Genomic DNA, 25,854 nt, shown 5'->3' with positions numbered 1-25,854 from the left:
TCATCTCCTTACATCCTTACCAGGCTGACGGCGGCCTGGCAGGCGATCCCTTCCGACCTGCCGGTGAAACCCAGCTTCTCGGTGGTAGTTGCTTTCACGCTGATGAGCGACGGGTCCACGGCGAGAATTTCCGCAAGGCGTGCCCGCATGGCCTCACGGTGGGGGCCGATCTTGGGTGCCTCGCAAATGATCGTCACGTCGGCGTTGCCCAAGGCGTAACCGGCTTCGGCAACGAGCTTTCCGGCATGGGCGAGGAAGCGATCGGACGCGGCGCCCTTCCACTGCGGATCGCTGGGCGGGAAGTGCTGACCGATGTCACCCCGCCCGACCGCGCCGAGCAGGGCATCGACGAGGGCGTGGATGGCGACGTCGGCATCGCTGTGGCCGGACAGGCCATGGGTGTGTTCGATCCTGACACCGCAGAGCCAGAGTTCCTCGCCCTGTTCCAGGCGGTGGACGTCGTAGCCGGTGCCGACGCGGATCGGCGGGGCGCCGACTGCGAAATCGCCCGCGAAATCAGAAGCGTAAGTAAGCTTGTGCAAGGCTTCGTCTCCTTCGACGAGCGCGATCTGGAGGCCGGAAGCCTGCGCCACCTGGGCGTCGTCTCCGGCCGTGGTCGGGCCGTCCCAGGCGCGGTGGGCGGCGAGGATATCGGCGAAGCGAAAGGCCTGCGGGGTCTGCACGCGGCGCAAGTCCTCGCGGCGGGCGGGTGCGCCCATCACTTCGGCGCCATCCTCGCATTCCGCGTGGGTCAGGCTGTCCGCAACCGGCAGGACGGGAATCGCGCCGGGCTTGCTCGTCAGTGCGCCGAGCAGACGGTCGATCACTGCGGAGGGAAGCACGGGGCGAGCGGCATCGTGGATCAGCACGAAATCGGGGGCGCTGCCGGCCAGCACTTCCAGCCCGAGCCGAACCGATTCCTGCCGCGTCTCGCCGCCGTTGGTGAACTGGACGCTCGGGATGCCTGCCAGTGCCTCGGCGGCAATGTCCTCGGCGCCTTGCGGGATCACCACGAGGATCGGCGCGACTCCGGCGCGGGCCAAGGCTTCCACCGAATGGCGGATCACGGGCTTGCCGCGCCAGAAGGCGAACTGTTTGGGGAGGGGCTGTCCGGCACGCAGTCCCTTGCCTGCGGCCACCACGATGGCTGCTGTGGAGGGATGCGAAGGGGGACGCCGGGGCGTTTCTGACAGGTCTTGCGACATTGTCGTTGCCGGTAATCGCTTGCCGAGGCGAGGGCAATCCACTATGCGCTGCCTGTTTTTTAGGCACATCCTGTTTTCCAGGCATTTAACGGCGCGCGCAATGAACACACTGCCCACTCCTCCGGCTCTGAAGCCGATCCAGGTCGGTCCGGTCACGATCGACTGTCCGGTCGTCCTCGCGCCGATGACCGGCGTATCGGACCTGCCGTTCCGCCGCATGGTGCGCGGTTTCGGCTCCGGCCTGAACGTCACCGAGATGATCGCCAGCCCGGCGGCCATCCGCGAGACGCGCGTGTCGCTCCAGAAGGCCATGTGGGACCAGATCGAGGACCCGGTCTCGATGCAGCTCGTGGGCTGCGAGCCGGAGCAGATGGCCGAAGCCGCAAGGCTGGTGGAGGATCGCGGCGCGGCGATCATCGACATCAACATGGGCTGCCCGGTCCGCAAGGTCGTCAATGGCGACGCCGGTTCCGCGCTGATGCGCGACGTGCCGCTCGCCACCCGCCTGATCGAGGCGACGGTGAAGGCGGTGAAAGTGCCTGTCACCGTGAAGATGCGCATGGGCTGGTGCCATGACAGCCTCAACGCCCCCGAACTCGCGCGCATTGCTCAGGACCTGGGCGCGCAGATGATCACGGTCCACGGCCGCACCCGCAATCAGATGTACAAGGGCTCGGCCGACTGGGCCTTCGTGCGCGGCGTGAAGGAAGCGGTCTCGATCCCGGTGATCGTCAACGGCGATATTCTCGATATCGAGAATGCCGCCACCGCGCTGGAACAGTCGGGCGCCGACGGCCTGATGATCGGGCGCGGCTCCTACGGTAGGCCCTGGGCGCTCGCCAAGGTGATGCAGTGGTGGCGCGGCAACGGGCTGATGGAAGAGCCCGGTTTCGGCCAGCAGTACGAGATCATCCGTGAGCACTACGAGGACATGCTCTCGCACTACGGCCGCGATACCGGCGTGAAGATGGCGCGCAAGCACCTGGGCTGGTACATCAAGGGCATCAAGGGTTCGGCCGAATTCCGCAACCGCATCAATTTCGTCAGCGATCCCGACGAAGTGCTGCGCCTGCTCGCCGAATTCTATGCGCCTTACCGCGACCAGGGCCCTCATTGCGATCAGGACGACGCATCGGCAGACCGTCAGGCTGCATGAGCCTCGCGCCGCGCTCGGCCCCGAACACCAACCTGCCTGCGGCATCCCGGATTCTCGGGAGTCTGCCGCAGGCCGTCGTGCTGCTTGAGCCGGGTCTGCGGATCGCTTCGCTGAATCCCGCTGCGGAGCAGTTCTTCGGCCAGTCGCTGCGCCTGCTCGTGGGGACGCCGCTTCAGGATATCCTGACCTTTTCCGACCCGCTGTTGCTGGAGCGTCTCGACGATTACGAAACGCCGGTTTCGGCGCGCGAAGTCGCTGTTGCACTGAAGGGCCGGGGCGCGCGCCGGATCGACATCAATGTCGCCCCGGTCGCCGATACGCCGGGCTGGCAGGTCCTGACGATTCACGACAATACCGCCACCGAGGCGCTCGGAGACGATTCGGGCGGTCCCGACAATGCGGTGCTCCGCGGGCCGGAGATCATGGCCCACGAGATCAAGAACCCGCTCGCCGGCATTCGCGGTGCCGCCCAGTTGCTCGCCCGCAAGGTCGAGGACAAGGACCGGGCGCTCACCGATCTCATCACGCTGGAGGTCGACCGGATCGCGGGTCTGATCGACCAGATGCAGAAACTCAGCCGCCGCACCGCGCCTCCGGTCGAGCCCTGCAACCTCCACGAAGCCGCGCGCCGGGCACTCGACGTGATGTCGGCCGCGAATGGCGCGGCGCCCGAGCGGGTGAGGCTGGTCGAAGAATTCGACCCCTCGCTGCCCGCGGTGCTCGGCAGCCCCGATGCGCTCGTGCAGGTGATCATCAACCTGCTCGCCAATGCCTCGGAGGCCTGCGCCCACGAGGAGAAGCCGCGCGTGACGATCCGCACCCGCTTTGCCAGCGGCCTCCAGCTTCACACAACCGATTCGGGCGAGCCGGTGCGCCTGCCGGTGGAACTGCGCGTCACCGACAACGGCCCCGGCGTCGATCCGGCGATGCGCGACCATATCTTCGAGCCTTTCGTGACCACCAAGAAGTCGGGACAGGGCCTCGGCCTGCCGCTCGTGCGCAAGCTGGTGCGGGACATGAACGGCCGCATCACCCACGAACGCGACGAAGAGGGCTGCTATACCCACTTCCGCGTCCACCTGCCGCTGGCGCGCGAGACGCGCAGCCGCCCGACCAGAAGGAGACCGACCGCGTGAGCGTGCTGCTCGTCGAGGACGACCTTTCGATCGCCATCGTCATCACCGCCGCGCTGGAGGCGGAGGGCTTCAGCGTGGTCCACTGCCTGTCCATCGCCGAGCGCGACCGGCTGCTGGAAGAGGGCTCCTATCAGGCGCTCGTCACCGACGTGATGCTGCCCGACGGCGACGGAATCGAGACGATCGACCGGGTGCGGACCCTGCATCCCGCGCTGCCGATCGTGATCCTCTCCGCGCAGAACACGCTCGATACCGCGGTCCGCGCCACCGATACCGGCGCGTTCGAATATTTCCCCAAGCCTTTCGACATCGACGAACTCGCACGCACTGTTCGCCAGGCTGCGGGAGCGGGGCAGGGCATTGCCGTCGAAGGTGACGAGCCGCTTGGCGACGGCCTGCCGCTGGTCGGGCGCAGCACGGCGATGCAGACCGTGTTCCGCATGATCACGCGCGTCCTGCGCAACGACCTGACCGTGTTGATCCTCGGCGAATCGGGAACCGGCAAGGAACTGGTGGCGGAGGCGGTGCACAACCTCGGCCATCGCCGCACCGGCCCCTTCATTGCCGTCAACGCCGCCGCGATTCCCGCCGAACTCATCGAAAGCGAACTGTTCGGCCACGAGAAGGGCGCCTTCACCGGCGCCGTCGCGCGTCACATGGGCAAGTTCGAGCAGGCGGCAGGCGGCACCCTGTTCCTTGATGAGATCGGCGACATGCCGATGCAGGCCCAGACCCGTTTGCTGCGCGCGCTCCAGTCCGGCACCGTGCGCCGGGTGGGCGGACGCGACGAGATCCGGCTCGACGTGCGCATCATCGCCGCGACCAACAAGGATCTCGAACCCGAGATCGCCGCCGGGCGGTTCCGCGAGGATCTCTACTACCGCCTCAATGTCGTGCCGATCCATATGCCGCCCCTGCGCGACCGGCGCGACGATATCGATGTGCTCGCCCGGCACTTCCTCCAGCATGCCGCGAACGAGGGGCTGCCACGCCGCCAGTTGACGCCGGAAGCGGCGGAACTGCTCAGTCGGCAGCCCTGGCGCGGCAATGTGCGCGAACTCAAGAACTTCATCTATCGCCTCGCCTTGCTGGCGCGAGAGGACGCGATTGATCCCGAGAGCATCCAGTCGCTGCTCGTCGCGGATGCGCCCGCGCCGAGCGAGGAAGAAAGCGGCGACATTGCACAGGCGGTCACGCGTTGGCTGGCCTCCGAACGTCCGGCCAGTGGCACGATCTATCAGGCCGCCGCGGCCGCGTTCGAACGGCCGCTTTTTGCTGAAGTGCTGCGGGAGACCGGCGGAAATCAGCTCCGTGCGGCGCAGGCGCTCGGGATAAACCGCAACACCTTGCGCAAGCGTCTCAGCGAACTGGCGCTCGATCCCGAGGAATTCGCCCGTCGCTTATGATACGTCTTTGATGGATTTACCCTTGCAAAACGGCAACACCGGCGTTGTAACGGTGCAACGATGAACGAGGCACTGGTCCACAAACGAGCATGGCCGCGCTGGTGGCGGCGGATGCAGGTCGCTGCCCGCCGCGCGAACTTCTTCGCGATCATCACCGTAGTGTCGATTGTCTTGTTCCTGGCGATGACGGCGATCACCTGGATCGCCCTGAATTCGCGGGACAAGGGCCAGCTACTACCTTCAAACCTGACCGCGACGCTGCTGGTAGGCACGCTGGTTCCGGCCATGGCGATCCTTGTTCTGCTGGGCCGCCATCTCGCCCTGCGGCGCGCGGCGGAGAGCATCGGCGGCACCGGGCAGATGCACGTGCGCCTCGTGTTCATCTTTTCGCTGATCGCTGCGGTGCCGACCTTGCTGGTCGTGATTTTCGCGTCCTGGCAGTTTCAGTCCGGCGTCGAATTCTGGTTCTCCGATTCGTCGCGTGGGCTTCTGGAAAACGCGAACAAGCTGGCGCGCGGATACTACGAGCAGACCCAGCGCGAAGTCGGATACGAGTCGGCGGCCATGGCCAAGGACACAGGCGACGTGCTCGCTGAGTTTCCCGTAGCCAGCGATCGCTTTCAGCAGTTTTTTGCTGGTCAGGTCTATAAGCGCAATCTTTCCGTTGCTGCGATCATCCAGGTCGCGCCGGACGGGACCCAGCGCACGCCGATCATCGTCGACCCGGAAGGCAAGACCGAAGACAAGCGGATCTCACCCCAAGCGCTGGAACGGCTGAGCAACGGCGAACAACTGGTCGTCAGTTCGAACAACGACCGCGTCGTCGCGGTGGCGCCGATCGACAACGACGCCGGGGTCTATCTCTACGCCGCGCGCAGTTCCGAACTTCTCGCCCTCAGCCAGGGCCAGCGCGCGGAAAACGCCGAGAACATCGTGCGGGCCTACGAGGTCCTGACCAATCGTGCTCGCGTGCTGCAATTGCGTTTCAACGTCGCGCTGTTCGTGGTCTCGCTGGCGCTCGTCGGCCTTTCTGTGTGGTTCGCGCTGCGGTTCGCGGACCGGCAGGTCAAGCCGCTCTACGAGCTGGTCGATGCCGCTCGCCGTGTCGGCAGCGGCAACTTCGCGCTGCGGATCGAGGGGCGTACCGGTGCCGACGAGATCGGCCTGCTCAACCGCGCCTTCAACCGCATGACCGCGCAGATCGAGAAGCAGACCCAGGCCTTGCTCGGCGCCAACCGCCAGCTTCACGAACGCCGCGTCTTCATCGAGGCTGTGCTGGAATCGGTGACCTCGGGCATCGTCTCGCTCGATCCCGCCGGCCGCATCCTGCTGATGAACAGCACCGCGCAGAAGCTGCTGACCGACCGGGCCGAACTGCCCGAGGACATGCCGCTTGCCGAACTCGCGCCGCAACTGGCGGCCTTGATCGAGCAGGGCAGTTCGGGTGGGCTCGTCCAGTACAACCGCAACGGCGATCTCCTGACTTTCGCCGTGAAGGTCACGCGCGACGTGACCGGCTTCGTCATCACCTTCGAGGATATCACCCGGCAACTGCTCGACCAGCGCACCGCCGCCTGGTCCGACGTCGCCCGCCGCATCGCGCACGAGATCAAGAACCCGCTCACCCCGATCCAGCTCGCCACCGAGCGACTCAGCCGCCGTTACCGCAAGCAGATCGTCGACAATCCGGAGCTGTTCGAGGACCTGACCCGCACGATCATCCGGCAGGTCGGGGAACTGCGCAAGATGGTGGATGAATTCTCGTCCTTCGCGCGTCTGCCCAAGCCGGTGTTCCGCTCGGAAGATCCGGTGGCGCTCACCCGGCAGGCCCTGTTCCTCCAGGAAGTGGCGCGTCCCGATATCGGCTTCCGCTTCGAGAGCGATCCGGCGATCAGCGCGATCGACTGCGACCGCCACCAGTTCGGCCAGGCCATGACCAATGTGCTCAAGAACGCCGTCGAGGCGATTGAGGCCAAGGCCAAGGATGCCGATCCGGACTATCGCGGTGCGATCGGGGTCTCGGTGGAAGCGCTGGAAAGCGCCATCGTTGTGCGTGTTGCCGACAACGGTATCGGCCTCTCGCAGGACCGCGAGCGCATCATCGAGCCTTACGTGACCACGCGCGAGAAAGGCACCGGCCTCGGCCTCGCCATCGTCAACAAGATCATCGAGGAACATGGCGGCGAAATGCTGTTCCTGCCGACTCCGGGCGGCGGAACCACCGTCTCCATGCGCTTCGCTGCCGATCCCGTAGCCCATGCCCGCAAGCAGGAGGCCGCCGAATGATGCCGGCCTGTCGCAACCTGCTTTCCCCCTCCATCTCCCTCACCAAGAAGACAATCCCATGGCTCTCGAAATCCTGATCGTCGACGACGAGCGCGACATCCGTGAACTGGTCGCAGGTGTCCTGAGCGACGAAGGCTACGAATGCCGCACCGCCGGAGACAGCGAGGCGGCGCTGGCCGCGATCGACGCGCGTCGCCCCTCGCTGGTCCTGCTGGACGTCTGGCTTCACGGCAGCCCGATGGACGGCCTGGAGGTGCTCGACGCCATCAAGGCCCGCGAGCCGGAACTGCCGGTCATCATCTTCTCGGGCCACGGCAATATCGACACGGCCGTCGCCGCGATCAGCCGCGGGGCGGTGGATTTCATCGAGAAGCCGTTCGAGGCGGAAAAGCTGCTGCATCTCGTCGGCCGCGCGACAGAAACCGAGCGCCTGCGCCGCGAGAATGCGCAGCTTCGCCACGATTTCTCGACCGGCGAGGAATTCACCGGATCGAGCGGGGCCATCAACCAGGTTCGCGCGACGCTGAAGCGCGTGGCCAATACCGGCAGCCGCCTGCTCATCACCGGCCCGGCCGGTTCCGGCAAGGAAGTCGCGGCCAGGCTGCTGCATGCCTGGAGTCCGCGTGCCGGCAATGCCTTCGTCAGCGTCAATTCGGCGCGCATCACGCCCGAACGCTTCGAGCAGGAACTGTTCGGCGAGGAAGCCGACGGCGCGCTGATTCGCCCCGGTCTGCTGGAAACGGCGGACAGCGGTACGCTCTATTTCGACGAAGTGGCCGACATGCCGCTCTCCACCCAGGCCCGCATCCTGCGTGTTCTCACCGATCAGGCCTTCGTGCGCGTGGGCGGCACGCGCCAGATCCGCGTGGACGTGCGCGTGGTTTCCTCCACTTCGCGCGATCTCGAAAAGGAAATCGCCGAGCGCCGTTTCCGCGAGGACCTGTTCTACCGCCTCAACGTGGTGCCGGTGACGATTCCCGCGCTGCGCGAGCGCCGGGACGACATTCCTGCGCTGATCGATCACTTCTTCGCCCGCTATGCCAATGAGCAGGGCGTTGCCCCGCCGGTGGTCAGCGCCGAAGCGATGACGGCGCTTCAGGCCTACGAATGGCCGGGCAACGTCCGCCAGCTTCGCAACGTCGTGGAGCGCACCGTCATCATGGCCCCGCGCGAGAAGCTGGCCCGGATCGAGGCCGACATGCTGCCGCCGGAAATCTTCAACAGCCGGGGCAACGGCGATGCGGGGGTCTCGGTGATGATGAGCGCCCCCTTGCGCGAAGCCCGGGAAAGTTTCGAGCGGGAGTATCTGCGCGTCCAGATCCGGCGGTTCTCCGGCAATATCTCGAAGACGGCCTCGTTCATCGGGATGGAGCGCTCGGCGCTGCACCGCAAGCTGAAGCTCCTGGGCATGGCAGACCGGCGCGAAGGCGAGGTCGACGGCGAGGATCAGCCTTGAGAAAACCCTGAAAACTACGGGGTTTCAGCGGATTGGCAATCCTGCGGCAGGGTTGCCTTCGGTCGATTTTTGCGAACCTGTCACAAGAACGCTACATTTTTGGCGTTTACTGCATTGCAGCAACTGAGTAGATTCCGATTCGAGAACGGTCTCGGGAAGTTCCGATGGCCAGATCGCGGACCGCAAAGCGGCCGCCAAAAAGAAGGAGAAATGATATGGCCGGCCGTACGCTGACCGCTCGTCCGCGAACCACGACCACCGAGGTCGAAACCGAAACCGAAGCCGCACCTTCCACGCCCGCCGTGGCACCGCCGCCGATTTCCGCCGGTACTTCTTCTCCCAGCACCTCGGCAGGGAAGGGGCAGAACCTCCAGGACCAGTTCCTGAACCTCCTGCGCAAGAACAAGACCCCCGTGACCATGTTCCTGGTCAAGGGCGTGAAGTTGCAGGGTATCGTCACCTGGTTCGACAATTTCTCGATCCTGCTGCGCCGCGACGGCCAGTCGCAGCTCGTTTACAAGCACGCGATCTCGACGATCATGCCTTCGACCCCGGTCGATGCGCGCCAGTTCTCGAGCGGTGCGGACAACGGCAAGAAGACGCGCGTCCTTCAGGACGTGTTCCTTTCCAGCATCCGCAATGCCGGTGTTCAGGTCACGATGTTCCTGATCAACGGCGTCATGCTGCAGGGCCGCGTCGCGGCTTACGACCTGTTCTGCATGCTGCTGGAACGCGAAGGCTACGTCCAGCTCGCTTACAAGCATGCCGTTTCGACGATTCAGCCCGTGACTCCGGTCGATCTTCAGGCGCATGAAGAAGCCGAAGACTGAGAACACTCCGGACCGAAGCTGAACTGATTTGAACGACGAACTCAAGGGCGAGGTCACGCGCGGCGCGCGTGCCCTCGTCGTCTATCCGCAGATGCGCGGCAGAGGCGACCTCGATACCGAGGCACGCCTCGAAGAGGCCAAGGGCCTCGCCCTGGCGATCGGTCTCGTTGTGGCGGAAGCCATGGCCATTCCGATCCGCGAACCCCGCGCCGGCACGCTCTTCGGCGAAGGCCAGATCCAGAACATCTCGGTCGCCTGCGAGCTGAACGAGGCGGAACTGATCATCGTCGACGGCTCGCTGTCGGCGATTCAGCAGCGCAACCTCGAAGAGAAGCTCAAGCGCAAGGTCATCGACCGGACCGGCCTGATCCTCGAAATCTTCGGTGAGCGTGCAGCGACTGCCGAGGGCCGCCTTCAGGTCGAACTGGCCCACCTGGACTATCAGGCCGGTCGCCTGGTGCGCAGCTGGACTCACCTGGAACGTCAGCGGGGCGGCTTCGGCTTCCTCGGCGGACCGGGTGAAACGCAGATCGAGGCGGACCGCCGCATGATCCGCGATCGCATGAGCAAGATCCGGCGGGAACTGGAACAGGTCCGCCGTACACGCGGTCTCCACCGTGATCGCCGCGAAAAGGCACCTTGGCCGATCGTGGCTCTGGTGGGCTATACTAACGCCGGAAAGTCTACGCTTTTCAATTACCTGACTGGTGCTGAAGTGATGGCGGAGGACTTGCTCTTCGCCACCCTCGACCCGACCATGCGGGCGATCCGCCTGCCGGCGGTCGAGAAGGCGATCCTGTCCGACACCGTGGGCTTCATCTCCGACCTTCCGACCCAGCTCGTCGCGGCGTTCCGCGCGACGCTGGAAGAAGTGAACGCGGCGGACGTGATTCTCCACGTTCGCGACATCCATAATCCCGACACGGAATCGCAGAAGCGGCAGGTTCTGGAAGTTCTGGCCGATCTTGGGGTGATCGGCGGGGAAGGGCAGAACGACGACGGAGAGGGCGCTGCGCCTTCGATCCCGATCATCGAGGTCTGGAACAAGTGGGACCTGCTGGACCCGACCCAGGCCGCGGACTTGCGCGATGTCATGGCGCAGCGCCCGGACGAAGTGATCGTCCCGGTCTCCGCACGGACCGGAATGGGCTGCGACTTCCTGCTAGAAACGGTCGGCGCCACGCTGACATCGGATGCGAAAGTCTACACGTTCGTGGTTCCCGCCGCAGACGGACAGCGCCTCGCATTCCTGCATGCGCGCGGCGAAGTCCTGTCCGAGGAAGACGCGGGCGAGGGGGATGAAGGCCCTCTGCTGCGCCTTCAGGTTCGACTGGCCGAGCGCGAACTAGGCCGTTTCAGCGCGCTCTGACGCTTTCACTTCCTGCCAATAGGCCTCCTGCTCGTCGAGCGGGAGGCCGTCGAACGACCTGCCGTCCCGCTGTGCGAAGGCTTCCATGGCGCGGAAGCGGCGTTCGAACTTGGCATTGGCGGCGCGCAGGGCATCCTCTGGCGCGATGCCATTGAGGCGCACGAGGTTCACCGCCGCGAACAGCAGGTCTCCGGCTTCTTCCAGCTTTTCGGCATCGGATGCCTCGGCCAGTTCGTCCATTTCCTCGCGCACCTTTTCGGCGGCGCCGCTGGGATCGGGCCAGTCGAAGCCGACGCGCGCTGCGCGCTTCTGGAGCTTTTCCGCGCGCATCAGGGCCGGCAGCGAGATCGCGACGCCATCGACAGCACTGGTTTCTCCCTTGGCGCTGCGCTCCTTGGCCTTGACCTTTTCCCAGCGCTCGGTCTGGGCGTCTCCGGTCTTGTCGTCACCGAAGATATGCGGATGCCGCGTTTCCAGCTTGTTCGAAATGGCGTCCGCCACATCACCGAAGGCGAAATGACCGTCTTCCTCGGCCATGCGGGCATGAAAGACCACCTGGAGCAGCAAATCGCCGAGTTCGTCACGCAGCGCCGCCAGATCCTCGCGGGCGATGGCATCGGCGACTTCGTAGGCTTCCTCGATCGTGTAAGGCGCGATCGTCGCGAAGTTCTGCGCAAGGTCCCATTCACAGCCGGACACCGGATCGCGAAGGCGTGCCATGATGGACAGGAGGCGGTCGAGCTGCTGGTGACGAGGTTCGGTCATTGTCACTGCCATTTAGAAAAGACACTTGTTGTGCAAGACAGAAATGTCACCGCTGTGCGCCAGCAGGTGTAGTCCTGCGATCAACCGGCGCACATGGCTGATAATATGTATTATGTTAAATATGTACCCACAGTGTTCGTGTTTAGCGTGTCGAAGTGCGTGCCATCGTAGCGTGCCTCGATGGTGATTTCCCAACCCTATCCGCACCGTGGCCACTCTCATCGAACCAGCTATGCCCGATGAGCATCGTTCGTTCACGACGCTCGATGATAGTGGCGAAGCTGTCGAGAATCTTCGCACCTGATGCCATCGACATTCGTCTGCTCGGAGATCGTCCCCTGCGCTTGATCCGGAAGAAATCGAGCGGAGGCGCGCGCAGGACTCATGGTTCCCACGATGAGCGCAGCCGACTCATTGCAAGCATCATATAAAGATATCTTTATATGATGCTTGACAGTAGCCCCTCCATGGTGTTCAAGGAACATGTCAAGGTTCCCCGCTTCAGGCATGACAGCGGGGCTAAGACGGGAAGCCGGTGGTGCCTTTCGGGGCAGAGTCCGGCGCTGCCCCCGCAACTGTAAGCGGCGAGTGGCGGTTCCATTTCGTGTCACTGAGCTTCGCACAAGGCTCGGGAAGGCCGGAACCACCGCGATGACCCGCAAGCCAGGAGACCTGCCTTCGGCGCCAAAACGTTCCTCGGACGGGGGTTCCTCCGGTGGATCGCGCTTGAAGCAAGGCCCGTGGCTTATGGCCACCTGAGCCGGACCGTGTCTTGCGCGTTCTTCCTTCGGCCCTTTCGCCCGGCAATCGCAGGTGATCGGTCGATGCTTCCAATCCTGTTCCGCTCCGTCTCCCTCCGACGAATGCGTCCGCGCGCCGTGTCGCGGGGCTGATCCCCGCGCCGACGCGGCGCGCCGCACACCTCGTCCATTTCGAACCGCAACGACGGACGGCGCCCGCGCCGGACCGAAGGAAACCTCGCATGCCTGTAACACGCGCCAGACCCGCCCTTCCCCACTCCGCCCTCGATCATGAGCTAGCCTTCTCCATCAAGAGCATTCGCTTCGACGAGGCGTATCGTCCCTCGGACAATACCCGCATCACGACGAACTTCGCCAATCTGGCCAGGGGCGAAAACCGCCGCGAGAACCTGCGCAATGCCTTGAGGATGATCGACAACCGCTTCAACGATCTGGCCGATTGGGATAATCCCGACGGGCAGCGCTACGGAGTCGAACTCGATATCATATCGGTCGACATGGAAGTGACCGGCGCGGGCGGAAGCCATTCGTTTCCCATGATCGAAATGCTGAAAATCGGCGTCCTCGACCGGAAGACCGACACGCTTATCGACGGCATCGTCGGGAACAACTTCTCCTCCTACGTACGCGATTACGATTTCAGCGTCGTTCTTCCGGAACACAACCGGGGCCGGGCCGCATTCGGCACGCCGGACGGTTTTGGCGACCTGCACGGAAATCTTTTCCGGATGTTCCTGATCTCGGAGGCATACAAAGCCAACTTCAGGAAGCCCCCGGTCATTTGCCTGAGCGTATCGAGCAGCAGGACCTATCACCGGACCGAAAATCGCCACCCGATACTCGGCGTCGAATATCGACAGAGCGAGTTCTCCTCGACCGACGAATACTTCGGCAAGATGGGCCTCAAAGCGCGCTATTTCATGCCTCGGGGCAGTGCCGCACCCATGGCGTTCTATTTTACCGGCGACCTGCTCGGCGATTACACCGGTCTCGAGCTTATCGGCACCATCAGCACGATGGAATCGTTCCAGAAAATCTACCGTCCCGAAATCTACAATGCCAACTCCGCGGCGGGACAGCACTTCCAGCCCAGTCTGGAGCACCAGGACTATTCGTCCACCCGGATCGTCTACGACCGCGAGGAACGCAGCCGCCTCGCCATCGAGCAGGGCCGGTTTGCCGAAGAGAACTTCATCAAACCCTACCGGCACGTCCTGGCGCAATTGTCCGCCAACCCCGCCCTCTGAAAAGTCGGAACACAAGGTCATTCCTCATGAAAACACTGTTGCCCACATCGACCGCCGGCAGCTTGCCCAAGCCTTCCTGGCTGGCCGAGCCGGAGAAACTCTGGTCGCCCTGGAAGCTGGAGGGCGAGGAACTGGCGGCCGGCAAGCAGGATGCCCTGCGCCTGGCCGTGGACGATCAGCGGCAGGCGGGCATCGACATCATTGGCGACGGCGAGCAGACGCGCCAGCATTTCGTCACGACGTTCATCGAGCATCTCGGCGGCGTTGATTTCGAGAAGCGCGAGACCGTCAGGATCCGTAACCGCTACGATGCCAGCGTGCCGACGGTCGTCGGTCCCGTCACCCGTCCGAAGCCGGTCTACGTCGACGACGCCAGATACCTGCGGGCCCAGACCGATCAGCCGATCAAATGGACGCTGCCCGGCCCCATGACGATGATCGATACGCTCTACGACGCCCATTACCGGAGCCGCGAAAAGCTGGCCTGGGAATTCGCCACGATCCTCAACCGGGAAGCCAGGGAACTGGAAGCTGCGGGCGTCGATATCATCCAGTTCGACGAACCGGCCTTCAACGTATTCTTCGACGAGGCGAACGACTGGGGGATCGCCACTCTCGAAAAAGCCGCCGAAGGACTGAAGTGCGAAACGGCGGTCCACATCTGCTATGGCTACGGCATCAAGGCGAATACCGACTGGAAGAAGACCCTGGGATCGGAATGGCGGCAGTATGAGGAAACCTTCCCCAACCTGCGGAAGTCCCGGATCGACATCATCTCGCTGGAATGCCACCACTCCCGCGTTCCGCTGGACCTGGTCGAACTCATCCGCGGAAAGAAAGTGATGGTGGGCGCCATCGACGTCGCCTCCGACACGATCGAGACGCCGGAAGAAGTGGCCGAGACCTTGCGCAAGGCGCTCCAGTTCGTCGATGCCGACAAGCTCTATCCGTCCACCAACTGCGGCATGGCGCCGCTGTCTCGCCGCGTGGCGCAGGGCAAGCTGAAAGCTCTCGGCGAAGGCGCGGCGATCGTCCGCAAGGAACTCTCGGTCTGACAAACGCCGAGGTTCACCACGCCCGACGACCCGCCGGAAATAGTCGGTGGGGCGTCGGGTTGGAGGTGCGATATTCGCCTCCCCCAGATTTTCGCAAATCTTCGCTACTTCAGCAGGCTGCGAGCCATCGATAAGGCCGGTGCTGTGCTATGAAAATCATCATATCGTGCCGCTACGTTCGAGCGGGCGCGATCATTGCTGGATCTGGAAGCCGCTTAGCTGGATGATCACCACCAGACCGATGATGATTGCGGCCCAGATCAGCGCCAGCTTGAGCTTGATGCCCATCGGAGTCGACCGGAACCGCGAACCGCTGGTGACGAGAATGAGCGAACCGATCACGGAGATGACGGCGACGATCATTCCTGTCTGGCTCATGGTTCGATCACCATCCCGTCAAATGCGACCCGGACGTTCTCGGGCACTTCGCCGCTGAGTGTGGCATAATCCATGCTCTTGTCGAGATGCGTCAGGACGGCCTGGCCCACGCGGCAGACCTCGGTGATCTCCAGCGCCATGCCGAGATGCGCGTGCGTCGGATGCGGTTCGCGGCGCAGGCAATCGACCACAAGAAGATCGGCGCCGTAGCACAAGTCGATCATACCTCGGGTGATTTCGCTGAAATCAGTCATGTAACAGACTGATTTTCCGTCACAATCGAAACGGAATGCAGTCGATTCCGTCGGGCCGTGCGGCATCTGCACATGGTCGACCCGGAAACCTTCGCAGAGCCGCAAGGTATCGAGATTGTCGAGCGAGATCAGCGTCGGATAGCCGAATTGCCCGGCGAAGACGTAACCGAAGCGCTGGCGAAGGCGTCGCACTGTTTCCGAATTCGCGAATCCCGGTATCGGCCCGGCGCGGCCGTAGCGCAGCGGCCGCAGGTCGTCGATGCCGTGGCAATGGTCGGCGTGATCGTGGGTCCAGAACACCGCGTCGATCCGGTGAATGTCGTTGGCCAGAAGCTGCGCGCGCAAGTCGGTCGAGGTATCGACGAGAATGCGGCTGCCGACGTCGCTTTCCAGCATGATTGACACGCGTGTGCGGCGGTTTTTCGGCTCGCCCGGATCACAAAGGCCCCAGTCCGCTCCGAATTCGCCGCCCAGGCGCGGCACGCCTGTCGAGGTGCCGCTGCCGAGAATGGTAACCTTCACGCGGCAGCTTTCCTGAACAGATTAAAGAAGTTGCGCGTCGTTGTTGCGCCGAGTTGTTCGACGGAAATGCCGCGCAGATCGGCCACGAACCTTGCCGTATCGGCCGTATAGGCCGGTTCGCAGCGCTTGCCGCGATGCGGGACCGGAGCGAGGAACGGGGAGTCCGTTTCCACCAGGATACGATCTTCGGGAATGGTCGGAACTACGTCCTGCAAGTCCTTGGCATTCTTGAAAGTCACGATGCCGGAGATCGAGATCGAAAGGCCAAGATCGAGAACTTTCCGGCCGAAATCGGCGCTGGCGGTGAAGCAGTGGATCAGCGCCGGGAAGGCTCCCTTCCCCATCTCCTCCTCGAGGATACGGAACGTATCGTCCTCGGCATCGCGCGTGTGGATGATGAGCGGCAGGCCGGTTTCGCGCCCGACAGTGATGTGCGTGCGGAACAGGGCCTGTTGAACCTCTCGGTCTGACTTGTCGTAATAGTAGTCGAGCCCGGTTTCGCCGATGCCGATGACTTTGGGATGGCGGGTTGCTTCGAGCAGCGCCGCTTCTCCGAGATCGGCGTGCTGGTCGGCTTCATGAGGATGAATGCCGACCGAGGCCCAGACGTCGGGATGGCGGGCAGCCGTGCCGACCACCCTCTCCCACTCGCTGCGCCGCGTCGAGATGTTCAGGAATCCGCGAATGCCTGCCGCGCGGGCACGGTCCAGGACGCCGTTCTGGTCCTCGACGAGCCCTTCGTATTCGAGATGGCAATGCGAATCGATGAGCATCAGGTGCTGGCCTCTTCCGGGAGTTCGAGGCGGGGGAACACGCCCACGGGCTTGTCGACCTTGAAGCCGGTGGCGACGAGCGAGGCGAACCAATCCTTGTCAGCGAGCGCGGCATAGTCCCGTGCATCAGCGGCAAGGCCCATCTGGTCGAGCAGCTTGTCGATCGAGGTCGGCACGACCGGGCGAACCGCGATGGCCAGATCGCGCACGACGCGGAACAGCATCATCAGCACGGCTTCCATGCGCTCCGGATCGGACTTGCGGAGCGCCCAGGGCGCCTGCTCATCTACGTACTGGTTGCAGGCGAAGACGGCGCGCATCCAGGCTTCCAGGCCTTCGCTGAAGGAGAGTTCGTCGAAGCTCTTGCGCAGGCCGGTGATCCCCTCTGCAACGGCGGCAAGCAGCGTGGCATCGGCTTCGGTTTCCGGAAGTCCGGCCTTAACAACGCCGTCCATGTTCTTGAAAATCATGGAAAGGCTGCGCTGTGCGAGATTGCCGAAGCTGTTCGCCAGTTCCGCGTTCGCGCGGGTGACGATTGCATCGGGCGACCACGAGCCGTCCTGTCCGAAGGCCACTTCACGCAGGAAGAAATAGCGCAGGGTATCGACGCCGAAGGTCTCGGCCAGGCCGATCGGGTCGGTCACGTTGCCGAGCGACTTCGATTCCTTCTGCCCGCGATTGAGCAGGAAGCCGTGGCCGAAGACCTGCTTGGGCAGATCGAGACCGGCGCTCATCAGGAATGCGGGCCAGTAGACCGTGTGGAAGCGGACGATATCCTTGCCGATCAGGTGGACGTCGGCCGGCCAGAACTTCGCGAAATCGCCGGTTTCCTCGGGGAAGCCGAGGCCGGTGATGTAGTTCGTCAAGGCGTCTACCCAGACGTACATCACATGGTTTTCGCTGCCGGGGACCTTGATCCCCCAGTCGAAGCTGGTGCGCGATACCGAAAGGTCGCGCAGGCCGCCTTCGACGAAGCGCAGGATTTCGTTCTTGCGGGTTTCGGGGCGAATGAAGTCGGTCGAATTGTAGAGTTCGATCAGCTTGTCCTGGTATTTGGACAGGCGGAAGAACCACGATTCCTCGACGGTCCATTCGACCGGCGTACCTTGCGGAGAGAGCTTTTCGCCGTTCTCTCCGGCAACGAGTTCGCCTTCGTCGTAATAGGCTTCGTCGCGGACCGAGTACCAGCCCTCATAGCGGTCGAGATAGAGGTCGCCATTGGCTTCCATCCGGCGCCAGAGTTCCTGCGTGGCGGCATGGTGGCGCGGCTCGGTGGTGCGGATGAAGACATCGTAACCGATGTTCAAAGCGTCGCACATGTCCTTGAAGTGCGCGGACATTTCCGTGGCGAGTTCGGCCGGGGTAATGCCGAGATCGCGGGCCTTCTGAGCCATCTTCAGGCCGTGTTCGTCGGTTCCGGTCTGGAAGCGGACATCGAAGCCTTCCGCCTTCTTGAAGCGGGCGATGACGTCGGCGGCGATCGCCTCGTAGGCGTGGCCGATATGGGGCTTGCCGTTGGGGTAGCTGATCGCGGTGGTAATGTAATAGGGCTCGCCCATGCGGCGTCGCGCTTTCTTTTCAAGAGTGTCAGAGCATTTTCTAATCAGGTGGAATCACCTGATGACTCGGAAAATGCGGCAAACCAACAACCTAGAGCAGTTGATCCGATGCAGTCGGATCGGGAGCTGCTCTACCGAACCGCTTCTCTAGGCATCGCGGTCGAAGCCAGCAACCCGCCAATTTCCATAATCAGGAGCCCGGCGTCGAAATTGTAGGTCGGCGCCTGGGTGGACAGCTTCGTGAGCGTGCCATGGGCCTCGATCAGCCGCATCTGGCGTGCCGGGGAGGCTTGCGCCAATTCGTTGGCCAGCACGGTGCGCGCCAGTTCCAGCGTTGCCAATTGCCGGTCTCGCGCCGGTCTCGCGCCCATTTCCTCGGCCAGGCTGCCGCGCAATTGGTATTCGTAGTCGCCTTCGCGCAGGATCTGCATCATCAGCCGGTGGATCGCGCCGAGGTCGTGCTCCACGAAGTTCAGGGCCACGCCGGGGGAGCCGTGCGCGGCGGCTATGGCGGCGCGGCGCGTCTCGGCATCGGACTGCGGCAGGTCGCGGCGGATGACCTCGTCGAGTTCACCTTCGTCCAGTGCGGCGAAGCGCAGGACGCGGCAGCGCGAGCGAATGGTCGGCAGCAGGCGTCCGGGCTGGTGGGCGAGCAGCAAGAAATAGGTTCCCGCAGGCGGCTCTTCCAGTGCCTTGAGCAAGGCGTTGACCGCACTCTTCTCCATGTCGTCCGCCGGATCGATGATGATCGCGCGGCGATCGCCCATGGTGGGCTTGGTCACGAGGCGACGGATCATCTCGCGGACCTGGTCGACCGAGATGTTGCGCTTGGTCTGGTAGGGCTTGCCCTCGGCCTTCTTCTTCGCCTCGTCGTCGTTCGCGGGAAGATGTTCGAGAATGTGGATGTCCGGGTGCATTTCCGGATCGGGGCGTGGCTCGCCGGGATTCCGTACGAGCTGCGCGGCGGCCGTGCGCGCGAAGGCGGCCTTGCCGAGGCCCTTGCTTCCCGCCAGCAGCCAGGCATGGTGCATGCGTTCGGAATCGAGCGCGGAGAGCCACTCGTTCCATGCGGCCCGCTGGCCGATGAACGGCAGGTCGTCACTCATCGGATTTCGTCCAGTGCGGCAAGAATGCGCGTGCAGGTTTCCTCCGGCGTTCCGTCGCCGTCGATACGGGCGAAGCGCTCCGGTTCGGCATCCGCGAAGCGGGCGAAGGCCTGCGCCACGCGGTCGTGATAGGCAGCCTCGCGCCCGCCGATCAGATCGGTGCCGTCGACGTCGCGCAGCGCGAGGCGCTGGGCCGCTATCTCCGGGGACACTTCGATGAGAACGGTCACGTCCGGAAGCATGTCGAGGCTGCCGATCCCGTGGAGCGTACGGATGTCTTCATCCGAAAGCCCGCCGCCGCCGCCCTGATAGGCACGGCTCGAATCAAGGAAGCGGTCGCAGATCACCCAGGCGCCGCGTTCCAGTGCAGGCTGGATCAGCCTTTCGACATGGTCCGAGCGGGCAGCGGCAAACAACAGCGCTTCGGCGCGCGCACCCCAGCCTTGCCCTTCGACCCCGTCCAGCACGAGCGCTCGGATCGCCTCGGCCCCGGCGGTGCCGCCCGGCTCACGCGTGGTCACAACTTCGACGCCCCGCGCGCGCAGAGCTTCGGCCAACAGGCGAGACTGGGTGGACTTGCCGGCCCCTTCCCCACCTTCCAGTGCAATGAATCGTCCCCGGATCATGAGAAGAAGCTGATAAGCCCGTTCATCAGTCTGTCCAGCGGTCCGGCGACGCCGACGTCCTTGCCGGCGTAGAGCGGTATATGGCCCGGCGCGAGACCGTCGACCTTGATCTCCAGTTCGCCGACCTGATCGCCCTTGCGGATCGGCGCGACCAGCGGTCCCTTGTAATGGACTGCCAGCGAGACTTTCTCGTGCCCGCCCCTGGGCAGGGTGGCATGAACCTCGCGGTCGGCGACGAGCGGCACCTCGCGGGCATCGCCGTCCTGCACTTTCGCCTGGGCCACAGGCTGGCCCTGATCGAAGAGATGGCGCGCTTCCCAGGCCGAGAAGCCCCATTCGAGGAGCGCCTTGGCGGCATCGTCGCGAACTTTCGGCAGCGGCGATGCGGCCAGCATCATGACCAGACGCCGCCCGCCCCGCTCGGCGGTACCGAGGAAGTTGTAGCCGGCCTCGCGGGTATAGCCGGTCTTGATGCCATCCGCGCCGGGGATCACGCCGACCGTCGGATCGTGGCTACGCAGAGGGATGTCGCGCCACATGTAATGCTTCACGCCCGAGAACTCGTGATAGAGCTGCGGGTGGCGTGTGATCATGGCATCGGCCAGCTTAACCATGTCGCTGGCGGTAATGTACGTGTTGCCGTCGTCCATCCAGCCATTGGGCGTGTGGTAGTGGCTGCCGGTCATGCCGATGCGGTGTGCGGCGGCGTTCATCATGGCGGTCCAGGCGGTGACGCTGCCTGCATATCCCTCGGCGAGGACCACGGCACCGTCGTTGGAGGAGGCGGTCATGACACCGTGGAGCAGGTCGCGGACGGTAGGATGATCCTTTTCCGTCAGATACATGGACGTGCCTTTTGCGAACCATTCCTTGGCCGTTTCCGGACGGACGGACATGCGCCGGTCAAGGCTGAGGCGGCCTGCATCAATCTCCTCGAAGGCGACGAAGGCGGTCATGACCTTGGTGACCGAGGCCGGCAGGAACGGCACGTCCGGGCGGCGCTGCACGAGTACCTGGCCGGAACCGATGTCCACCAGGATGCTGACCGGAACCGGCGCCAGTTGAGGCGGCGGTGCGGGAATCGCGGCACTGGCGGCGCTGGACAGGCTGGCGGCGACGACGCTCGCCGGAGCGGCGAGCAGGAGGGCAAACTTCAACAAGGATTTCAAGGCGCGACTTCTCCCCGCGCGCCCAGGACGGACGCGGTGGCCTGCGCGAAACGACCCGACATCAATCCGCGCGCTGGATTCGTGCGTCGCTATACCCTGCCGCCCTGGCCTTCTCCAGCGCTGCGGCGGCTTGTGCACGGTTTGCGAAGGGCCCTGTCTGGACGCGCCAGAACTTGCCTGCCGTGGTCACGGTTGCACCCAGTTGGGCAGCTGCCTTGTGCGCGTTCGCTTCGACGGAAAAGGCGCCGATCTGCACGACCTCCCCGCCTTTCGGAACCGGAGGCTTCGCGGACGGCTTCGGGCCGGGAACTTGAGGTGCTGAAGAGGCCGGCTTTCGGGGCGCCGGATTGGGTATGGCCGCTGTTGTTGCCGGGGGCAGCGTCTTGGCCTTGGGAACGGGTGTCGAAGAAGCGAGGGGCAACGGAGCCGGTGCAGCTTGTGCGAGCGGCCCCTTCGGCATCGTCGGCGGAGTGGAAGGGGGCGGCAGGAGCGGCGACTGGTCGGCGAGCTTGCGGCGCAGGACCTTGAGCAGGCCTTCCGGCGTTTCCATGCGCTCGGGCACCTTGTTGCCCGAACGAAGCGCGGCGCGTTCGACTTCGGGAGGATTGACGCGGCGAACGCGGACGGGGGCATGGCTGCCCGGTGCCAGACCAAGCTGGGTGGCAGCGTCCGCCGAAAGCTCCACCAGTGCCTCATTGACCATAGGGCCGCGCCGTTCGAGCCGGACGAGGATAGTGCGGCCGCTGTCCAGCGCGGTTACTTCCACATAGGAGGGCAGCGGCAAGGTCTTGTTGGCGCCGGTCGTTCCGGCCCCTTCCCCGATGACGGCATACCCTACGGCATCGTAGTTGAGCTGGTCCGTCGGCGTCCAGGTGACGTTGCCGACGGTAAACGGCTCGCCCACCGTCACGGGATAGTCCGCAGCCGGTCCCGTCGTCGGAGCCGGGCCCGCCTCAGACCCCATGACCGGGGCAGCAAGGATCAGCGCCGCGAGCGGCAGGGTCAGGTTAACGGGCAATCTCATCTGCAAGCAATCCCACGGACAACGCGTAGTAGTTCGAGCAGTTGTACTGGAGGATCACCCGATAATTGCCGGTTAACAGATAGGCGGGCGTTCCCGGCCCATCGGGCTGGAACAGCGAGGCCTGCACATCGCTGCCGATGGCACTCTGCGGCGTCACCCCCAGCGCGCGCCATTCGGATACCGACTTCCACTGGCCATGACGGGCGTGGACCCGGTCGCAGGTGGGTGCGGCCAGCTTTGAGGCATAGGCGTTGGCGTCGAACCCGGCGGGCAGCGAAACGCGCACGCCCCAGGGTTGGCCTGGACGCCAACCGGAATCGCGAAAATAGTTGGCGATCGAGGCAATGGTGTCGGCCGGGCTGGTGAAGATGTCGCGCGTGCCGTTGCCGTCGCCATCCACCGCCAGACGGAGATAGACGCTTGGAAGGAACTGCGGATAACCGAAGGCCCCTGCCCAGCTGCCCTTCAGCCGGTAAGTCGGGACGCCCTGATCCACCATCTTGAGCAGCGCAATCAGCTCGCCTTCGAACAGGCCCCGGCGGCGCCCTTCCCAGGCAAGGGTCGCCAGCGAGCGCGCGAGATCGAAGTCGCCCACATAACTGCCGTAGTTCGTTTCATGCCCCCAGATCGCGAAGAGCACCGGCGCGGGCACGCCATAGCGTCGCTCGATCGAGGGAACGATTCCGGAAAGGTCGGCATAGCGCGCGCGCCCACGGGCGATGATGTTCGGCCCGACGTGCTGGGCGATGTACGGTCCGATCGGCGGAGGCGTGCTCGCGCGGCTTGGCTGTGCCGAATCGAGTTCGACAACGCGTTGATTCGGCGTCAGCCCCGTCAATACGCGCGAAATCGTCGCTTCGCTGACGCCTTCCCGGCGCGCGCGCGCGCCAACCGTTTGCAGATAGCTCTCGAAGCTCTGCGCAGGAACGGCCTGGCTGCCGATGTTCTGGACAACCGGTTGCGCATCCGAGGAGACCATCGGCACCATGGCAAGAACGGTGGCAGCTAGCGGAAAGCGCAAGGAACGAAGCTTCGAAGCAAAAGTCATCGCCTGCAAATCTGGCACAATGCCACGCTCTTGCAAATGGCCGCCGCGCATCCTCCGTGGAAAGTCACCGCAAGCGGATTGCTGTCTGTCCCAATCAGACTTTGCAGGCGGGGCTTGCAAGCGGCTGCGATTTCTCTATTCGCTGGGACCAACGGACAGGTGGCCGAGTGGTTTAAGGCAGCGGTCTTGAAAACCGCCGTGGGTGTAAGCTCACCGTGGGTTCGAATCCCACCCTGTCCGCCAAGTGCCCTTCCCAAGACATCCCCAAAAGTCCAAAAAACGGCTGATTTTAGCCGATTTTTCTGCTATCATCGGTTTCGCTTTTACCCGCTTTGTTCCACTCTAGCCCACGGCAGAGTGGGGTACAAAGTGGGGTATCGTGCTAACGGACAAACAGGTGCTGAACGCCAAGCCGAGAGAGAAGGCTTACAAGCTTTCGGATTCGGGCGGGCTGTTCCTCTATGTGACGAAAACCGGCCTCAAATCCTGGCGGATCAAATTCAAATTCGAAGGCAAGGAGAAGCTCCTGACCTTCGGGTCCTACCCGGACGTCAAGCTAAGCAAGGCTCGGGACAAGCGAGATGCCGCTCGCAAACAGATCCAGGAAAATGTTGACCCTTCTGGGGTTCGTAAGCGTGCTCTCGAGACCAAAGCGGCTGAAGCCGCTGAGTTGGCGAAGCTGGTTACCTTCGAATCTGCCGCTCGAACCTGGTTTGGAATGCACGCCTCTCGTTGGACGCCGGTCCACGCGGACGACGTGATTACAAGCCTCGAGCGTGATGTGTTTCCTCTGCTGGGAGCAATGCCTGTCGTGGCCATCGATGCGCCTGCAGTGTTGAAGACGCTTCGTGTCGTAGAGGATCGCGGAGCAATTGAGACGGCCAAAAGGCTGAGGCAGCGTATTTCAGCCGTGTATGCCTATGCAATCGCTGAAGGGATTGTCCGGCGATCCGGCAGCAATCGTAGGTAAGGCGCTGAAGCCGCTTCCCAAGAAAGGAAAACAGCCAAGTACGCGCTTCAGGCATATGGGCTTCAGAGCGTGAACAGCAGCACGTCGGCTTTCCTAACGGCGCTCTACGTGCCGATGGTACCGCTCCTCCAATGGGCAACAATGCGCCGACCACCGCAAACGACGACATGGATAGGGATTGCGCTTGCATTTATCGGCTTGGCGTTGCTTGCTGGCCCGGACGCCTTCCATCTCGGCCTTGGTATCGGCGAGATCGCTACGCTGTTCAGCGCCGTCGCCATTGCTGGTGAGATCATCCTTATCGGGCGGTTTGCATCCGTGGTCGACAGTAGCCGGGTGACCGTTGTGCAGCTCCTAGTGGGGGGCGGCTTGTCCTTCGCCGCTATGCCCTTCGCGGGAGAAGCTATTGAGGCGGCACTGACTGATTACGAGCGCGACCTGTTTCCGCGCGCGGAAGTAGTCGCGCAGGCTTCGGCCGACAATCTCAAGCGTTTCTTCAGCGATGACGCCCCGCACAGCGTGATTGGCCTCTTTAGCGGCCGAGCATAATCATGCGGGTTAGCGGCTATCTCCGAACATCGCCTACAAGTTTCTGCCCGTCGTGGGTCGTTGTCCCACCAACGGACCAACGGCCGCTATCGTCAATCGCTGACGCTTGTTTGAGTTGCGTAAAGTCCTGATCTGGTCGCGACCTGCCGGTCGCGCCCTGCCCTGCTGCGCCAACTTAGCCGTCCTTCAGGTGGTCTCTGCCGATCCCTGATAGCGGCCGTGCGTTGCCATGGTCGGTCACAATCTGAACGGATGACCGGTATGGATGGGTCGGATTAACACCCTATACGACCAAAATGTCGGGGGAAGCGGACTTTGCCTGCTACGTTGAGCGCATTGATCAAAGGGCGCCGATGGGAATATCCATGCACGCCTTTGGGCAGCCATGTTCGCGAAACGAACCAATATAGGCATTGCGCATGTTTATTAATGCAAAATTTAATTGATCCACCATTCTTCGGTTATTGTACGGCACAGCGCCTATGAGTTTTCTTTTGGCTTCCATAGCTGACTTGCAATGGTCGTTATCAGAAAATTGGCTGAAGCGGTAGGTTTCGGAGCAAAGCTGCGCTTCTTCAGCATATCGGTTAAGGTCCGGCTTTACCCGGTTCGATTGTCTCCCGGTGCGAAGCGCCTCAATTCCGAAATGCAACCCGACACAGAGAACTGCGATCAGTACGCTACCCGTTGCAATCACGCCTATTCGCGCGCCGATGCCCATTAAGTATTCCTCTTCTCAGGCCTCATGATAATTTGCGCAATCGTGTATGCAAGCGGAAGCGAAACTTGGTTGGACGTCCGCAGATGTCGGCGCAGGCGGACATATTGAAAATGGATAGGTGACTCTTATAATCTATGCACCTGACGTGATCGCCCTCCGATCGTTGTTGTGTATAGCCCCTTGATGCAGGCTTTTATAGCCGCTTCAATGAGTTCGCGAGACCAAAACCACCCACGAATGTCGATGTCGGAAAACGTATGGAGATTTTTCACAACTTCAGATTGAAACACGACCGTCTCTGGGAAATCCACGCTACGAACCCAGTGACCAGCGTAGCTTTTGTCGACTATCCGTACATCTGTGCGCATCGGATCCACTGCTTCTATGTTGCGCGCTGGCATCACGGCGTGAAACGGGATGGCGTTATCCAGAGGTGGCCTGGTAAAACTGGACAGAGGGTTAAGTGGATTTTCTGCCTGACGG

At 63.2% G+C, this 25,854-nt stretch carries 24 protein-coding genes, 1 tRNA gene and 1 riboswitch; of the genes, 12 read left to right on the top strand and 13 right to left on the bottom strand.

Annotated elements, in window-relative coordinates; genetic code table 11:
* Positions 1–8 precede the first annotated feature (8 nt).
* A complete protein-coding gene (locus V7066_RS25810; protein ID WP_334185790.1) occupies positions 9–1,205 on the bottom strand; it encodes a bifunctional 2-C-methyl-D-erythritol 4-phosphate cytidylyltransferase/2-C-methyl-D-erythritol 2,4-cyclodiphosphate synthase in 1,197 nt (398 codons plus the stop codon).
* Positions 1,206–1,305: 100 nt separating this feature from the next.
* Here V7066_RS25810 and dusB point away from each other — a divergent pair, with 100 nt between their 5' ends.
* From dusB to hflX, 7 genes are all read left to right on the top strand, one after another.
* Positions 1,306–2,361 (top strand): tRNA dihydrouridine synthase DusB, encoded by a 1,056-nt coding sequence (dusB, locus tag V7066_RS25805; RefSeq protein WP_334185789.1) that lies wholly within the window; start codon positions 1,306–1,308, stop codon positions 2,359–2,361.
* Entirely contained in the window at positions 2,358–3,497 is a 1,140-nt protein-coding gene (locus V7066_RS25800; RefSeq protein ID WP_334185788.1) for a two-component system sensor histidine kinase NtrB, read from the top strand. Before dusB ends, V7066_RS25800 begins: the two co-directional genes overlap by 4 nt.
* A complete protein-coding gene (locus V7066_RS25795) occupies positions 3,494–4,903 on the top strand; it encodes a sigma-54-dependent transcriptional regulator (protein WP_334185787.1) in 1,410 nt (469 codons plus the stop codon). The genes V7066_RS25800 and V7066_RS25795 overlap by 4 nt, the downstream gene beginning before the upstream one ends.
* Positions 4,904–5,014: 111 nt before the next feature.
* Positions 5,015–7,189, top strand: coding sequence for a sensor histidine kinase (locus V7066_RS25790; protein ID WP_334185805.1), 2,175 nt, complete (start codon positions 5,015–5,017; stop codon positions 7,187–7,189).
* 58 nt (positions 7,190–7,247) lie between these two features.
* Positions 7,248–8,645 (top strand): nitrogen assimilation response regulator NtrX, encoded by a 1,398-nt coding sequence (gene ntrX, locus V7066_RS25785; RefSeq protein ID WP_334185786.1) that lies wholly within the window; start codon positions 7,248–7,250, stop codon positions 8,643–8,645.
* Positions 8,646–8,860: 215 nt separating this feature from the next.
* Complete coding sequence (gene hfq / locus V7066_RS25780; RefSeq protein WP_334185785.1) at positions 8,861–9,475, top strand: RNA chaperone Hfq; 615 nt, start codon at positions 8,861–8,863, stop codon at positions 9,473–9,475.
* A gap of 28 nt (positions 9,476–9,503) precedes the next feature.
* Entirely contained in the window at positions 9,504–10,844 is a 1,341-nt protein-coding gene (gene hflX / locus V7066_RS25775) for a GTPase HflX (RefSeq protein ID WP_334185784.1), read from the top strand.
* Here the strand turns inward: hflX and mazG are convergent.
* A complete protein-coding gene (gene mazG / locus V7066_RS25770) occupies positions 10,821–11,609 on the bottom strand; it encodes a nucleoside triphosphate pyrophosphohydrolase (protein ID WP_334185783.1) in 789 nt (262 codons plus the stop codon). The genes hflX and mazG overlap by 24 nt on opposite strands.
* A 472-nt stretch (positions 11,610–12,081) precedes the next feature.
* Positions 12,082–12,303, top strand: a riboswitch (cobalamin riboswitch).
* Positions 12,304–12,591: 288 nt separating this feature from the next.
* Between mazG and V7066_RS25765 the strand changes: the two genes are divergently transcribed.
* Both V7066_RS25765 and V7066_RS25760 read left to right on the top strand, forming a co-directional pair.
* Positions 12,592–13,617, top strand: a complete 1,026-nt coding sequence (locus V7066_RS25765) for a DUF1852 domain-containing protein (RefSeq protein ID WP_334185782.1) — start codon at positions 12,592–12,594, stop codon at positions 13,615–13,617.
* A gap of 26 nt (positions 13,618–13,643) precedes the next feature.
* Entirely contained in the window at positions 13,644–14,672 is a 1,029-nt protein-coding gene (locus tag V7066_RS25760; protein ID WP_286980125.1) for a methionine synthase, read from the top strand.
* Positions 14,673–14,864: 192 nt separating this feature from the next.
* On the opposite strand, the gene V7066_RS25755 is transcribed toward V7066_RS25760, so the two are convergent.
* From V7066_RS25755 to V7066_RS25715, 9 genes are all read right to left on the bottom strand, one after another.
* On the bottom strand, positions 14,865–15,050 hold the full coding sequence (locus tag V7066_RS25755) for a hypothetical protein (protein WP_286980123.1): 186 nt from the start codon (positions 15,048–15,050) through the stop codon (positions 14,865–14,867).
* Positions 15,047–15,826, bottom strand: coding sequence for an MBL fold metallo-hydrolase (locus tag V7066_RS25750; protein ID WP_286980121.1), 780 nt, complete (start codon positions 15,824–15,826; stop codon positions 15,047–15,049). Before V7066_RS25750 ends, V7066_RS25755 begins: the two co-directional genes overlap by 4 nt.
* Positions 15,823–16,599: a TatD family hydrolase gene (locus tag V7066_RS25745; protein WP_286980119.1), complete on the bottom strand. Its 777-nt coding sequence runs from the start codon at positions 16,597–16,599 to the stop codon at positions 15,823–15,825. The genes V7066_RS25750 and V7066_RS25745 overlap by 4 nt, the downstream gene beginning before the upstream one ends.
* Positions 16,599–18,158, bottom strand: coding sequence for a methionine--tRNA ligase (gene metG / locus V7066_RS25740; RefSeq protein ID WP_334185781.1), 1,560 nt, complete (start codon positions 18,156–18,158; stop codon positions 16,599–16,601). The genes V7066_RS25745 and metG overlap by 1 nt, the downstream gene beginning before the upstream one ends.
* A gap of 131 nt (positions 18,159–18,289) precedes the next feature.
* The gene (locus V7066_RS25735) at positions 18,290–19,264 is read right to left on the bottom strand and encodes an AAA family ATPase (protein WP_334185780.1); all 975 of its coding nucleotides are present in this window, start codon (positions 19,262–19,264) and stop codon (positions 18,290–18,292) included.
* On the bottom strand, positions 19,261–19,890 hold the full coding sequence (gene tmk, locus V7066_RS25730) for a dTMP kinase (protein WP_334185779.1): 630 nt from the start codon (positions 19,888–19,890) through the stop codon (positions 19,261–19,263). Before tmk ends, V7066_RS25735 begins: the two co-directional genes overlap by 4 nt.
* Entirely contained in the window at positions 19,887–21,047 is a 1,161-nt protein-coding gene (locus V7066_RS25725; protein ID WP_334185778.1) for a D-alanyl-D-alanine carboxypeptidase family protein, read from the bottom strand. Before V7066_RS25725 ends, tmk begins: the two co-directional genes overlap by 4 nt.
* Before the next feature lie 73 nt (positions 21,048–21,120).
* Positions 21,121–22,083, bottom strand: coding sequence for an SPOR domain-containing protein (locus tag V7066_RS25720; RefSeq protein WP_334185777.1), 963 nt, complete (start codon positions 22,081–22,083; stop codon positions 21,121–21,123).
* Positions 22,067–23,131, bottom strand: coding sequence for a lytic murein transglycosylase (locus V7066_RS25715; protein WP_442947381.1), 1,065 nt, complete (start codon positions 23,129–23,131; stop codon positions 22,067–22,069). The genes V7066_RS25720 and V7066_RS25715 overlap by 17 nt, the downstream gene beginning before the upstream one ends.
* Before the next feature lie 153 nt (positions 23,132–23,284).
* On the opposite strand from V7066_RS25715, the gene V7066_RS25710 reads away from it, so the two are divergent.
* From V7066_RS25710 to V7066_RS25700, 3 genes are all read left to right on the top strand, one after another.
* A tRNA-Ser gene (locus V7066_RS25710) sits at positions 23,285–23,374 on the top strand.
* 154 nt (positions 23,375–23,528) lie between these two features.
* A complete protein-coding gene (locus V7066_RS25705) occupies positions 23,529–24,101 on the top strand; it encodes a tyrosine-type recombinase/integrase (protein ID WP_334185776.1) in 573 nt (190 codons plus the stop codon).
* 69 nt (positions 24,102–24,170) lie between these two features.
* Positions 24,171–24,650 (top strand): hypothetical protein, encoded by a 480-nt coding sequence (locus V7066_RS25700; RefSeq protein WP_334185775.1) that lies wholly within the window; start codon positions 24,171–24,173, stop codon positions 24,648–24,650.
* A 340-nt stretch (positions 24,651–24,990) separates the two neighbouring features.
* On the opposite strand, the gene V7066_RS25695 is transcribed toward V7066_RS25700, so the two are convergent.
* Positions 24,991–25,371 carry a hypothetical protein gene (locus tag V7066_RS25695; RefSeq protein ID WP_334185774.1) on the bottom strand — a complete coding sequence of 127 codons (381 nt, stop codon included), beginning with the start codon at positions 25,369–25,371 and terminating at the stop codon, positions 24,991–24,993.
* Positions 25,372–25,496: 125 nt separating this feature from the next.
* On the bottom strand, positions 25,497–25,854 hold a 358-nt coding region (locus tag V7066_RS25690; RefSeq protein WP_334185773.1), incomplete at its 5' end, for a hypothetical protein.

This window comes from Novosphingobium sp. (assembly GCF_036820275.1).
Lineage (GTDB): Bacteria > Pseudomonadota > Alphaproteobacteria > Sphingomonadales > Sphingomonadaceae > Novosphingobium.
This window is presented reverse-complemented; position numbering and strand designations above follow the sequence as displayed.

What these genes read in the sequence shown, in the direction of transcription:
- V7066_RS25800 (WP_334185788.1), top strand. Translation starts at nt 2,358, where the DNA reads ATGAGCCTCGCGCCGCGCTCGGCCCCGAACACCAACCTGCCTGCGGCA.
- V7066_RS25810 (WP_334185790.1), bottom strand. Translation starts at nt 1,205, where the DNA reads ATGTCGCAAGACCTGTCAGAAACGCCCCGGCGTCCCCCTTCGCATCCC.
- V7066_RS25720 (WP_334185777.1), bottom strand. Translation starts at nt 22,083, where the DNA reads ATGAGATTGCCCGTTAACCTGACCCTGCCGCTCGCGGCGCTGATCCTT.
- V7066_RS25755 (WP_286980123.1), bottom strand. Translation starts at nt 15,050, where the DNA reads ATGAGCCAGACAGGAATGATCGTCGCCGTCATCTCCGTGATCGGTTCG.
- metG (WP_334185781.1), bottom strand. Translation starts at nt 18,158, where the DNA reads ATGGGCGAGCCCTATTACATTACCACCGCGATCAGCTACCCCAACGGC.
- mazG (WP_334185783.1), bottom strand. Translation starts at nt 11,609, where the DNA reads ATGACCGAACCTCGTCACCAGCAGCTCGACCGCCTCCTGTCCATCATG.
- V7066_RS25745 (WP_286980119.1), bottom strand. Translation starts at nt 16,599, where the DNA reads ATGCTCATCGATTCGCATTGCCATCTCGAATACGAAGGGCTCGTCGAG.
- V7066_RS25695 (WP_334185774.1), bottom strand. Translation starts at nt 25,371, where the DNA reads ATGGGCATCGGCGCGCGAATAGGCGTGATTGCAACGGGTAGCGTACTG.
- V7066_RS25790 (WP_334185805.1), top strand. Translation starts at nt 5,015, where the DNA reads ATGCAGGTCGCTGCCCGCCGCGCGAACTTCTTCGCGATCATCACCGTA.
- ntrX (WP_334185786.1), top strand. Translation starts at nt 7,248, where the DNA reads ATGGCTCTCGAAATCCTGATCGTCGACGACGAGCGCGACATCCGTGAA.
- V7066_RS25715 (WP_442947381.1), bottom strand. Translation starts at nt 23,131, where the DNA reads ATGACTTTTGCTTCGAAGCTTCGTTCCTTGCGCTTTCCGCTAGCTGCC.
- V7066_RS25735 (WP_334185780.1), bottom strand. Translation starts at nt 19,264, where the DNA reads ATGAGTGACGACCTGCCGTTCATCGGCCAGCGGGCCGCATGGAACGAG.
- hfq (WP_334185785.1), top strand. Translation starts at nt 8,861, where the DNA reads ATGGCCGGCCGTACGCTGACCGCTCGTCCGCGAACCACGACCACCGAG.
- V7066_RS25760 (WP_286980125.1), top strand. Translation starts at nt 13,644, where the DNA reads ATGAAAACACTGTTGCCCACATCGACCGCCGGCAGCTTGCCCAAGCCT.
- dusB (WP_334185789.1), top strand. Translation starts at nt 1,306, where the DNA reads ATGAACACACTGCCCACTCCTCCGGCTCTGAAGCCGATCCAGGTCGGT.
- V7066_RS25765 (WP_334185782.1), top strand. Translation starts at nt 12,592, where the DNA reads ATGCCTGTAACACGCGCCAGACCCGCCCTTCCCCACTCCGCCCTCGAT.
- tmk (WP_334185779.1), bottom strand. Translation starts at nt 19,890, where the DNA reads ATGATCCGGGGACGATTCATTGCACTGGAAGGTGGGGAAGGGGCCGGC.